This is a genomic window from Vibrio sp. 10N.239.312.C11 (assembly GCF_041466065.1).
Taxonomy (GTDB): Bacteria; Pseudomonadota; Gammaproteobacteria; order Enterobacterales; family Vibrionaceae; genus Vibrio; species Vibrio tasmaniensis_A.
This window is the reverse complement of sequence record NZ_JBFSRZ010000016.1, coordinates 1-12,011: the sequence shown is the minus strand read 5'-3', so window position 1 is coordinate 12,011 and position 12,011 is coordinate 1. Positions and strand designations below refer to the sequence as shown.

Annotated in this window: 13 protein-coding genes and 1 pseudogene; 13 read left to right on the top strand and 1 reads right to left on the bottom strand. The window is 41.1% G+C overall.

Annotation, left to right across the window (positions count from 1 at the left end):
• Positions 1-5: 5 nt before the first annotated feature.
• The 6 genes from pntB (at position 6) to AB6D07_RS09230 (ending at position 6,145) form a co-directional block, all read left to right on the top strand.
• Positions 6-1,403, top strand: a complete 1,398-nt coding sequence (pntB, locus tag AB6D07_RS09255; protein ID WP_009845361.1) for a Re/Si-specific NAD(P)(+) transhydrogenase subunit beta — start codon at positions 6-8, stop codon at positions 1,401-1,403.
• Between the two features lie 346 nt (positions 1,404-1,749).
• Positions 1,750-3,222: a sensor histidine kinase VxrA gene (vxrA, locus tag AB6D07_RS09250; protein ID WP_372091822.1), complete on the top strand. Its 1,473-nt coding sequence runs from the start codon at positions 1,750-1,752 to the stop codon at positions 3,220-3,222.
• Positions 3,197-3,856 carry a response regulator transcription factor VxrB gene (gene vxrB, locus AB6D07_RS09245; protein WP_009845363.1) on the top strand — a complete coding sequence of 220 codons (660 nt, stop codon included), beginning with the start codon at positions 3,197-3,199 and terminating at the stop codon, positions 3,854-3,856. The genes vxrA and vxrB overlap by 26 nt, the downstream gene beginning before the upstream one ends.
• Positions 3,856-4,734: a DUF2861 family protein gene (locus AB6D07_RS09240; RefSeq protein ID WP_017098137.1), complete on the top strand. Its 879-nt coding sequence runs from the start codon at positions 3,856-3,858 to the stop codon at positions 4,732-4,734. Before vxrB ends, AB6D07_RS09240 begins: the two co-directional genes overlap by 1 nt.
• A gap of 59 nt (positions 4,735-4,793) precedes the next feature.
• Positions 4,794-5,951 carry a conjugal transfer protein TraF gene (locus AB6D07_RS09235; RefSeq protein WP_017102128.1) on the top strand — a complete coding sequence of 386 codons (1,158 nt, stop codon included), beginning with the start codon at positions 4,794-4,796 and terminating at the stop codon, positions 5,949-5,951.
• 41 nt (positions 5,952-5,992) lie between these two features.
• Positions 5,993-6,145: a YoaH family protein gene (locus tag AB6D07_RS09230; protein ID WP_004731009.1), complete on the top strand. Its 153-nt coding sequence runs from the start codon at positions 5,993-5,995 to the stop codon at positions 6,143-6,145.
• A 764-nt stretch (positions 6,146-6,909) separates the two neighbouring features.
• Here the strand turns inward: AB6D07_RS09230 and AB6D07_RS09225 are convergent.
• Positions 6,910-8,190: a GGDEF domain-containing protein gene (locus tag AB6D07_RS09225; protein ID WP_032499462.1), complete on the bottom strand. Its 1,281-nt coding sequence runs from the start codon at positions 8,188-8,190 to the stop codon at positions 6,910-6,912.
• A 501-nt stretch (positions 8,191-8,691) separates the two neighbouring features.
• Here AB6D07_RS09225 and AB6D07_RS09220 point away from each other — a divergent pair.
• The 7 genes and pseudogenes from AB6D07_RS09220 (at position 8,692) to AB6D07_RS09190 (ending at position 11,578) form a co-directional block, all read left to right on the top strand.
• Positions 8,692-8,886: pseudogene (locus AB6D07_RS09220) on the top strand (hypothetical protein).
• A complete protein-coding gene (locus AB6D07_RS09215; RefSeq protein ID WP_258186662.1) occupies positions 8,840-8,962 on the top strand; it encodes a hypothetical protein in 123 nt (40 codons plus the stop codon). The pseudogene AB6D07_RS09220 and the gene AB6D07_RS09215 overlap by 47 nt, the downstream one beginning before the upstream one ends.
• Positions 8,963-9,285: 323 nt before the next feature.
• Complete coding sequence (locus AB6D07_RS09210; RefSeq protein WP_017101858.1) at positions 9,286-9,522, top strand: hypothetical protein; 237 nt, start codon at positions 9,286-9,288, stop codon at positions 9,520-9,522.
• Positions 9,523-9,706: 184 nt separating this feature from the next.
• Positions 9,707-10,144, top strand: coding sequence for a hypothetical protein (locus AB6D07_RS09205; protein WP_017102129.1), 438 nt, complete (start codon positions 9,707-9,709; stop codon positions 10,142-10,144).
• 174 nt (positions 10,145-10,318) lie between these two features.
• Entirely contained in the window at positions 10,319-10,621 is a 303-nt protein-coding gene (locus AB6D07_RS09200; protein WP_017102032.1) for a hypothetical protein, read from the top strand.
• Positions 10,611-11,138, top strand: coding sequence for a hypothetical protein (locus AB6D07_RS09195; protein ID WP_241810802.1), 528 nt, complete (start codon positions 10,611-10,613; stop codon positions 11,136-11,138). The genes AB6D07_RS09200 and AB6D07_RS09195 overlap by 11 nt, the downstream gene beginning before the upstream one ends.
• Before the next feature lie 38 nt (positions 11,139-11,176).
• Entirely contained in the window at positions 11,177-11,578 is a 402-nt protein-coding gene (locus AB6D07_RS09190) for a hypothetical protein (RefSeq protein ID WP_017102030.1), read from the top strand.
• The last annotated feature ends 433 nt before the right edge of the window (positions 11,579-12,011 follow it).

The following is a 12,011-nucleotide window of genomic DNA, read 5'->3' as shown; positions in this document are numbered from 1 at the left end:
GACAGATGTCTGAAGGATTAGTACAAGCAGCTTATATTGTGGCTGCTGTATTCTTTATTATGAGCTTGGCTGGGTTGTCGAAACAGGAATCTGCGCGCGCAGGTAACTATTACGGTATCACGGGTATGGCAATCGCGTTGATCGCGACGATCTTTGGCCCACATTCTGCAGGTATTGTATGGATCATCATTGCTATGGTGATCGGTGGTGGTATTGGTATCCACTACGCAAGAAAAGTAGAAATGACTGAAATGCCTGAGCTGGTGGCAATTCTGCACAGCTTCGTAGGTATGGCAGCAGTACTTGTAGGTTACAACAGTTACATTGATCCACCTGCTACTGTTTCTATCAACCCTGCTGATATTCATGCAGAGCACGTGATCCACCTAGTGGAAGTGTTCCTTGGCGTGTTTATAGGTGCGGTGACGTTCACGGGTTCTATTGTTGCGTTTGGTAAGCTTCGTGGCGTTATCTCTTCGTCTGCATTGAACATTCCTCATAAGCATAAGTGGAACCTTGCGGCGATCGTAGTTTCTACACTACTGATGATCATGTTCGTTAAAGCGGACGGCAGTATGTTCGCGCTAATGGTTATGACTCTTATCGCATTCGCATTCGGTTACCACCTAGTGGCATCGATTGGTGGCGCAGATATGCCAGTGGTTGTCTCTATGCTGAACTCGTATTCTGGTTGGGCAGCAGCAGCGGCAGGTTTCATGCTTGCGAACGATCTGCTTATCGTAACCGGTGCATTGGTTGGTTCGTCAGGTGCAATTCTTTCTTACATCATGTGTAAGGCGATGAATCGCTCTTTCATCAGCGTTATTGCTGGTGGATTCGGCCAAGACGTGGTTGTGTCTGATGGTGATGAAGAGCAAGGTGAACACCGCGAAACATCAGCTGAAGACGTGGCTGACATGCTTAAAAACTCAAAGTCAGTCATCATCACTCCTGGATATGGCATGGCAGTAGCTCAAGCTCAATACCCAGTGCATGAAATCACTGAGAAGCTGCGAGCGCAGGGCATCAATGTTCGATTTGGTATCCACCCAGTTGCTGGTCGGTTACCGGGTCACATGAATGTGTTACTTGCTGAAGCAAAAGTACCTTACGATATCGTTCTTGAAATGGACGAACTCAACGATGACTTCAATGAGACCGATACTGTTTTGGTTATCGGTGCAAACGACACAGTGAACCCTGCAGCACTTGAAGATCCAAATAGTCCAATCGCTGGCATGCCAGTACTTGAAGTTTGGAATGCTCAGAACGTTATCGTATTCAAACGTTCGATGAACACAGGTTATGCAGGTGTGCAAAACCCGCTGTTCTTCAAAGAGAATACGCAGATGTTGTTTGGTGATGCGAAACAGAGCTGTCTCGGTATTCTAGAGCATCTATAGGAAACACTTTTTAAGTATTTTCTAAGCAAAAGCATTAAGTCGTAACTAAATAAGGAGCTCATTAGAGCTCCTTTTTTTTGTTCATCTGAAAGTCGCTGTATCCTAAAGCAACAATCTATGACCCATAAGCAGCAATCTATGGCCCATAAGCAATAAGCACAGTCCGATAGACGGCCGTAAAACTCATTTGAATGAAGTTATAACGACTCAAACGATTAGCGAGTACAGCTGTGCAACATAGCCCTAATATGATCGAATTTGTCGCTATAACTCGTCATTAGCACGGTTTTTCATGCGGTTATAAATTTATCTTTGATAACGAATGGTATATATTTGATTGATCTATATGAATTTGCGTTGGTTTGTGATCATCAAAAGAACATTTACTCTGCTTATCGCTGCATTATCAGTTTCAGTGAACGCGTTTGCTGACTCTTTACCTGAGCGTATCGATAACTTCACTAAACTTTTTGATCATGAAATGGCAATTGAATCTTATGATATTCGACTGCTTCAGGCTGATTACCCGACTCGCTTGATCATGCCGTCTTCTATGCTGCCGCAAACTGCTGAATACCCACTAAAAGACATCCAACGCTTATACCGGTTATCAAAAACATGCAGCGGAAAGTTGCCTTTAAGCCCTCTAATCACAGAGCCTTTGGTCTTTACTCGTGCAATGTGTAAAGGAACTAAACTTTCTGATCGTTGGTTTACTCGAAGTGGTTTGATTCATCCCGGTGGCGGTTCATATGCCGCACGCTACGTTGAGTTATACCCAGAGAAATTTGACTCGTTGAAGCGCTACATGCACATTCAAGAGCGACCGAACACCGAACACGATGAACTACTGTCTCGTCTACAGAAGATGGACAATGAAGCCATAACAGCTTTGCTAGCGGGTGCGAGTATGTTTGTTGAGCTTGATGAAATGTGGGTCAAGCGCGGTGATAGATATTACCTGTATAAAGAATCAGTTTGGAACGAAAACGCTACGCTCGCGGGCTTATCCTTTAGTTTGTCCTCAGAAGGCAACAGCTGTTTCGTCCAACGCGGCAATGTATGTTGGGAAATAGAAGATCATTCAGAGCTTCTGCAGATCGCCATGTTTATTTTGGTGATTGCCAATATCCTACTCGTGTTGGGGTGGGCGGTTTACCGTTGGAACAGTAAAAAACAAGAGATGAAGAGCCGCATGCTGGTTCTTCAAATTCTAACGCATGAATTAAGAACACCGATTGCGAGTTTGTCATTGACGGTTGAAGGGTTTAGGCGAGAGTTCGAACACTTGCCAGAATCGGTATATGATGAATTTCGTAGGTTGTGTGAAGATACACGCCGTTTAAGGCAGTTGGCAGAAGCAAGTAAAGACTATTTGCAATCAGACAACCAACCGCTTGCAACAGAGTGGGTGCCAAGTGTTGAAGAGTGGCTTCAATACAAAGTTGAAGAAGACTTTGCTCCGGGCATTGAACTCCGCGTAAACAAAGATATTGCTGCAAAAGTAAACGTATATTGGTTAGGAACGTGTATCGATAACCTGATCAGAAATGCAGTGAAATACGGCGTTGCCCCGGTGATACTAGAACTGAACACTTCTGACAAGAAGCTGACATTCAAAGTTATAGATAATGGAGACTTGTCTCGCAAAGATTGGGGGCAACTAAGAAAGCCATTCGTAAGTAAGAGTGGACTCGGTTTAGGTCTGACGATAGTAGAATCTATGGTCGGAAAAATGGGCGGTCACATGACGCTTATCGGCCCCCCAACAACATTTATTTTGGAGATACCTTGTGAAACAGACATTGCTTCTCGTTGAAGACGATAAAAATTTAGCTGACGGTTTATTAGTTAGCCTTGAGCAAGCTGGATATGAATGTTTACATGCCGAGCTGATCTCTGAAGTTGAAGGCTATTGGGAACAAGCGGATCTTGTGATCCTAGACCGTCAACTTCCTGATGGTGACTCAGTAGATTCACTTCCAGGTTGGAAGAAAAAGAAAGACATCCCAGTTATTTTGCTAACGGCTCTCGTAACAGTAAAAGACAAAGTAGCCGGCCTAGACTCAGGTGCGAATGATTACCTAACGAAACCATTTGCAGAAGCTGAACTGTTTGCTCGAATCCGTGCACAACTACGCCTACCTGATGCTGAAGATCAAGATGCATCAAAAGTAATGGCTCAAAACCTTGTAATTGACAAAGCAACACGTGAAGTGTTTTTTAACGAACTGGAAGTCACGTTAACGCGTACGGAATTTGATCTATTATTATTCTTGGCAAGTAATCTTGGTCGAGTGTTTACTCGTGATGAGCTACTAGACCACGTTTGGGGTTACAACCACTTCCCAACAACTCGTACTGTAGACACGCACGTTCTGCAACTAAGACAGAAGTTGCCAGGTTTAGAAATTGAAACCTTACGTGGCGTTGGCTACAAGATGAAAGCGTAATGAAAAAAGCCTTACTTCCACTACTCATTTTATCAAGCGTCATCAATACTGCACACGCAGCCGATTGGTTTAAGGACAGTGATGCGCTGACACAAGTGCACAAGCACCTGCTAGATAATGATTTAGCATTGATGTTTGATTCACTAGTGGAAGTTTGGCAAATCAACGCTTCGCAATCTCGCGAAGATCATCTCAATCAGCTGTTCGAGCAAGCATTGAACAAAGATTGTGGGAAAACGCTCACCAAAAACACTTTACCGGACTGGATAAGCTCGGTCGTCGTGAAAAGACACATTATCCAAAGCCCAGGCAGGGAAACATTCCGTGTGGCGATTGACGTTGAATCGGAAAGCAACATCCAAGACATCACCTTTGAGAAGTGGGTCGACAAGGTCGTTTCGTCTGATAGTGAGTTCACCAAAGGTAACCCTGTAATCAATAACACTTCAGTGAGTGTATACAGCAAACGTTATAGCTTAGCGTCTCAACTTGATTCCGGACTTTATCGCCTGACTGTAAAAGGAAATAGCGGTAACTCCTGGAGCACTTGGGTCATTCTTGGTGAAGTGGTTATGCGTCAACAAGTTCGTTGGGCATCTAAAGACTCTTGGTTGATCGATAAAAAAGCACTGCTGAACCCATACTGCCCATTACCAAAGCTAGACGTAGGTTTGTACGATTATGTCGATGAACGATATAAGCAGGTGTGGGGTAAAAGTTATGAATCCGATTATCCGACCAATTTAACGGGTGAAGAACTGCCCAATGATCGTTATGTTTTAGCTGTATCAATGGTACATTCGCGCTGGCAAGGTGACATAGCGATAGAGCAAGCACAAACTATCAGTAAAACTTATGATATTTCTAGCGAAGAGTAGCTAAAGTAATTTAGAATTGAGCCGTTAATAATGTAAGGGATCTAACAAAGATAAACGGCATGAAAAATACAACTAAACTACTCGCAGCATCAATTGCATTCGCCAGTCTTCCTCTTTCAGCAGCAAACTACGCCATTGAAGCGCGTGGTGATGCGATGGGTGGTGTTGGTGTTGTTTCAGCAAACTTCCTAACAGCTCCATTCTATAACCCAGCACTTGTTGCTATTTATCGTCGTAACGATGATATGGGTATGATCACGCCAAGTTTTGGTGGTAGTTATAATGACCCCCAAGACATGAAATCAAATATTGATTCCGCTCTGGCTGCGACAAACACTGCAGATTTAGATGCAGCTCTTAAAAAACTCGATGGTAACCAAGCTAATGTTGAACTTGGTGGTGTTGTCGCATTCGCTATCCCAAATCAATTTATAGCGGCTAACCTATTCGGCAAAGCCTATACAGAATCGTTTGCTACACCAAATGTTTACAATGAAGCGTCAGCGACAGATGCCGATAAACTTGAGTTGTCGACGGTAGAAGCCGTTGCTATTGGTGTTACCGAAGTTGGATTAACTCTCGCTAAATATCAAACCTTTATGGGGCAGCATATTTCATTTGGTATCACGCCTAAACTTCAACGTATTTACACATACAACTACGTTGCTTCTGTTAAGAGCTACGATTTGTCTGATGTAAGAGACAATGGTGAAGGTGAAACTTCTTTTAATATGGATGCTGGCGCGCTTTGGTTCACAGGTCCATTTCGAGTTGGCTTTTCGGCTACCAACTTAATATCTAGAGATATCAATACCAAAGATACATCTCAAACTTTAACGAGTACGACGACCCGCGATGTGACACACAAAGTCGGTGGCCAATACGCATACAAACTAGAGCCAGTATATACCGTAGGTGCTGGTATCGTAGCGGACTACTTCACGCTTAGTGTCGACTATGACTTAAATGAAACCGAAAAGTTTACTTCGTTCAAAGATAATGAACAGATGATTCGCGTTGGTACAGAAGTTGATGTTTTACGTCAGCTTCAGCTAAGGGCAGGGTACTACAAGAATTTGGCATACTCTGGTTCAGAAGGTACAGTCACTGCAGGTATTGGTTTGTCGCCACTCAATTTGTTCCAGTTAGATTTAAGTGCTAACTACACAAATGAAAATGCAATGGGTGCATCAATCAATTTCCTTGCTAGTTACTAACAGTCCTTATATAGTTCTGCTCCTAAATAAAGGAGCAGACTATGCTAAACGACTTACCAACCCTTTCTCACGAAGAACAACAGAAAGCTGTTGAACGAATTCAAGAAATGATGACCCAGGGCATCAGCACAGCACAAGCTATCAAAATCGTTGCTGAGCAAATTCGTGAAGAAATGAGTAATAAAGAAGAGTAGGGCATTAGCCCTTCTTTTTTAACACCTTAGCGCACTATAACTAAATATATTACCCTCTAGTATATTATCTCGTACATACCAACTCTTTAGTTACCCTAAACCCCGAACTATTCAAAACCATTAAATGCCGTTTATTCAGTAAGTTACGTTGGAGTAATCCACTTATCAGGCTTTTCTTGGCTCCTATTTGTAATTAAATTACAGCAAGCTCTGAAAACAATACAACTATCATTTTGGGTGTCAGCATTTATGTCACCATGTCTAAGTAGTTAAATCTATGGCGTTTTTTAAGGATAGTGACGTTGTGACTTCCATTTTTAGTGGGTCAGAGTGCGTGATTAGAAGCGTGACGGGAGCAGAATAATAAGGATTTCCTCGAAGAGCAGCGCGAGATAAGTAACGACGGTAATGTTCAAAACCGATACCGCGAGTGACTTACGACTGCTTAGAGAAAGCTTTTACTAGCCAGATATGTGCGGTTTAGAACAAGTAGTTAGGAAGCTTAGAAACGATACATCTCAACCTGAGAATGCGATTAATGGCGTTACTACAGAATGTGTTATTACCGATGGTGAGAGCGCGCTTAGAGGCGTACATATCGATTAGAACCCTAATGAGACAGTAAAGCTTTTGGCTTCTTTAGTCTGCGTTGAAAATCTAACGGCGGCTTAAATGGACAGTAGATATCGACAGGGTATTAATGGCGTCTTGATTGGGTATTGGCAGAGAGTTGAATGTGTAACTGCAGTCTAGTCAAGCGAGCTTTAGTACAACTTTGCGACTTGGTTTCGTCCGTTGTCTTTCGCTTGGTAGAGTGCCTTGTCTGCACGTTTAATTGCAGAACGTATCGATTCATGTTGCTTAAGCTGTGTTACTCCAGTCGAAGTCGTTACTTTAAGCGCTTTAGGCCAAACGCTTTGGTCGATTGCTAGGTATAGATTATTGATAGATTCGTTACACTGTAGCGCAGTTTGCTCCAGGCAAACTAAAAGGAACTCCTCACCACCCCAGCGATAAAGTAAATATTGCTCACCAAGACTCTCGTTCGCCGTTGCGACAAACTGAATAAGTACTTTGTCACCCACTTCATGGCCATGTTGATCATTGATTTGCTTAAAATGGTCTAAATCAAACAAAGCGATGTGAATTGTTTTTCCTTGCTGGGCTAACCATTCAAAATCATAGAAAGCATCTAAAGCTTCAGTTCTGTTCCTACAGCCGGTTAACGGATCGGTTGTAGCCTTTATCTTTAGCTCTTCAATTTCTTGAGTCAACAAACGTTGTTGCTGTGCGGCATCTGTTCTTGTTCTTCTGGCTAGATATAACGCACAAGATATATAGTAAATCGCATACAGCACCCATAAACTAATTAAGAGTTTTCCTAGTACAAACTTGTCGATCGTCTTGCCGTGAAAAACGATGCTTTGTACTGTCAGTTTATGGTGCCCATCAAGTGTGCTAGCACCAAGCCCTAACTCAACCGACACTGCGTTGGTAACGTCTACGGCGCTATTAGTAATAGGGTGGTTGTAATAGTCGATCCACCATAAAGGGACATTGAAATAATCTAAGTCGATGTGTTTTCTATCGGGTAACGAGAAATCTAAACGATTGAACTTATTAGACATAGCGTCACCTTGAACGCTGTAATTCTCGTCGTAATTTCGAATGTAAAAGCGAAACCTTGGCTGTTCTTGGCCTTCGTAATCCATATTGATGGTCACTGAGTCATACACTGAGAGATCCAGACCTTTACCTTCCGTAGAGATAACGAACTCAATCTCACAGAATGGCGAGCTATAGGTACGCTTAAAGTCACACTGTAACTCAATGGTGTCTTCTGACTTATACAGCACCCCTTTGGTGCCACCATTATGTTCTTGGTCAGTGTTAACGAGTGTAGGGAATCTATCTGGAGTGATAACGTAGTTTTGATCCATGATCATATGGTAAGAGATAAACGACAGTAGAGTGGCAGCGAGGCAAAAAACCGAAAGGAATATATTGATTTGCCTGAATACGTTGTCGCTCAAAATGTTAATCATCCATACATGTAACTTTGTGGTTATGCGTGATGTCACCGCAAACAGAGATTCTATCGAGTATTCACATTCGAACCCAATAGTTAAAATTGAATTGAAGATTATACAGAAAAGTTAATGATTAAACTGATTTTTAGAACAAATTCTGTACGCATGGCGTTGGTTTTGAATGCTATTCACTCGATAAGTGTGGTTTTTGCGGGGGTATCAATTTAACTGCATATTTATACAGTTAAATTTACTGTGGTTCGGTTTGTCGTAATCAGAGTTATGTGTGCGAGTTTTATGGCTTGCTGTGACAACGAGTCACGAGGCCACTGTTACTGTTCGTCAATTAAAGTGGAGGGTAGTTATGTTGCAGTGTCACTTTTTAAGCTCAATTTTATCAAAACACTTTGTTGTTTATTAGAGCGTTCGTTTCATTCATTTTGTCTTTTATTCCCAATTACGCGCCATGGTGCGATACCTACTTGAATATTACGGATCTCGATGGAAAACGAAGTGATGGCGTTTCTTGATGCGTTGGTCATTGCATTTATTACAGGTTGAGTCTCAAGCCTCGGCACGATTGCGGCTTTGAAAACAGACATCAACTGGATAAAGCGAGTGCAACAAGACCAAGAGCAACGGATACGAAAACTGGAGAACCCCAATGAAAGGACACAAGTGCAAAGGTCGTCGACCAAACGGCCAACTTAAGAAAGGTTACACGCTCAAGAACGGGCGTGTGGTAAGGGCGAACACCACACGAAAACGCTACAAGAAACGCCGATGATTCACAGCAATCGAAAGGGCTATTTTTTTAGGAAAGTAGCCCTTTCTGCATTTCTACGACGAGAATCCACACTTTAAGCATCCAGTTTTACAGCTAATGATTTAAATCACTGTTATAAATAGGGTTAATGAGTATAATCCTTTCCCATAAATCAGACTAGACAGAAAAACTCTGTATTTAAATGCAGAATTTTCTATCTAATAAGCGTTAGTTCTACTTATTAAATGTGCGTACTGGTTCATATGTGTGATTCACTTCTCATTCATATGCGCAGCTACTCCGATATCATTCTCAGGATTTATAAAACAACAATTGAGGTTAAAATGAGTGCTAGGTATTGCGACAAATGTGGTCAAAAAACAGAACATAAAGAATTGATTAAGCAAAAACCGTCCAAATATGGCAATAGTAAGAAAGAAAAGTTTAAGGAATTTCTTGCGGGTTTTTTGGGTGGGATGGCTAGTCCAGCAGGAGCGTCACTAGATTTAATCGATCGCTATGTAGTTTGTTTAGAGTGTGGTATTAAAACATTAGAAAATCATGGCGATGAATTTCAATAAATTGTGTCTTGTCCAGTCTAAGTCGTAGAGCTAACAACAAGCAATTAAAGCAGACTGTCAACGCTTGGGATTTTCAACTCAGTTCAGTTTAAGTGATTTTGGTGGTAATTTTGAACGTATTAGTAGCGTTGTCAGCTACTTAATTGGGTGTTATGCGTCACTCCAACTAGAGAAGGTAACACAAGTGGAAAGTGGAGTTAAAAAATCAGTTCGGTATCTTGCCTTGGGTATTCTTATATATCCGTTTCTTTACATGCTACTCAACTTTATTATCTCTATTCTAATGGCAACTTTGGGCGAAGGTAGTAGCTCGTTGATTGAAATTTTTGAGTATCTCATCTGGTTTATAATGCCTTTTTTTTCGGTGTTTTATCTGTTAGCTTTCCATCACTTTTCGCGAGTGTTAGGTAAATGGCATCAACGAGTTGGGTATACTTTGGTTTTAGCCGCTGTGCTAATTGAAATAGCGATGCCTTGGATGGATTCAGGTCTGGTGTTTAAGACAGCATCTTTTCTATGTCAGCTTTTCGAGATAGGTATTTTAGTTAGTTGTCTGTTCGTTTTTAGCAGTAAGTTGGGGCCAAACTCTGAGCCTGGCACAACCGTATATCGAACTGTTTAGGATTAATTCGTAACACGTGACATTTTTACTATACGTTGCGTTCTGTGTTTAAGGTGGTTTGCAGAAACATCGGTCTTACGCTACTCACCACTTAAGCGGGCGTTAGCTTTCTGAAGGTGTAAGCCTAAAACTATGCTGTTATAATCGAAACGTATTTGTATTTTGAGAAATGAGATGATGAAGTTTACGTTAGAAGGTAATGACTGTATGCCACCCATTTCCGGTGGCTATCTACTTATTTATCGCGGTACTGAAGAGGTTACGGTTGTTAGCGTACCGTCTCCTAACTTTGTGGCAGAGCGTTATAGGGATAGTGTTAGCGAAAACTATGATTCGTTTGAAGACGAGGAAGGTAATGAGTTTAACATTAATGTTTGGTCTTCCAATGTTGGTGTTGATTGGACGCTAGACGTTGAGACAAAGGATGGAGCGTTAAAAGAGCAAATTAGAGTGGAGTACCATGCTAATGAGTTCTGATACGGAATTTGATGTATATCTCAATACTTTCACTGAAGGACTTACGCAAATAAGAGCCCAAAGTAGAGATAGTTTTCACAACCAATTGTATTTTTCGAACGTGATAAGCTTAATGGAACAGTATCTTTCAAACTTGTTCATTTTTGAACTTACTAATTCTCCAGAATCACTCCGAAAACTAGCAAGCCATGACAAGTTTCGTTCTGCTACCGTGACGGTTCCTTTTGCTTTAAACAACCCTATTGATGAGTATTTGATACATTCAATGAAAGCATTGGTATGGCATCGGCTTAATGATGTTGAAATGTATTATAAAAAAGTTCTTGGCATTCGTTTTAATATCAGCAGAGAGCTATTAAAACAACTTGAGTTACGCCATGACCTTGTGCATCGAAATGGTCATACCTTAGATGGTGAGAAAGTAGATATAACGGATGACGATCTAGACCGATGTATAGCTTTAGTGGAGCCATTTGTTCTCGATATTCACGCAAAGTATGTAACCCAAAAAAGCTAATAAAGCATTTAAGAGTGTTGATAAAAATGGAGGCAATAATGTACAAGGAAACAGATTTTCAACTGAGCCAAGAAGAGTTTAGCTTTAAAAAAGATTCGTATCCTTTATCAAAAATTAATAATGTGAGAGTTAAGAAACTTGGCTTACTCGACAATCTAGGTCAAATAATATTTTGGTTATTTGTTTTCTCCGGAGCAGTTTGGTTAGCAATCCCAACTCTTGAGAGTACACCTTTTTGGTTGAAAGCTTTAGTTGTTACTTTAACGATTGTAGGTTTTATATTTGGTTTTCTTCGTTGTTCAAAATATGCGTTACAAATTGAATTTCGTCATATTGATGAAACCGGAGTTCAATGGGTAAATATAGCTAAATCTTACTCCAAATTTGATAGTGGGTTGTTTGAGCAACAAGTCGCGTTGCTGAAGGCAACATTCGTCTAACAAATTAATCAACACAATTTATTACATTCGGCATTGTAGGTTTGTCTTTAGTTTCGATGTTTAAGGCGTTATATTTTTCAAGTACGTCACGGGCAATAGGAAGAGTTAGTGTATTTTATAATTAATGATATTGAGTGGTGGAAAATTTCACTTAATAGTTTCATGAATGGATGGCTCCCTGGTATTCTGGCATTCTTTTTAGGTCTTGGGCTCGAGAAAATCACAAGTCGCAGAAAGCTAAAGCAAGAGTTAAAAAACAACCTACTTGAAATTTTCATACCTATATTTAATTCGGGAGAGGTCACAACACTCAGTTCAGCTGAAGATTGCCACCGTAACTTAAAGGCAACGTTCAATGCGTATACGCGGATCTATCCGAGGCTTTGTTGCGTAATTCAATGGAACTAAATCAAGAACCTACGATCTGATCAGC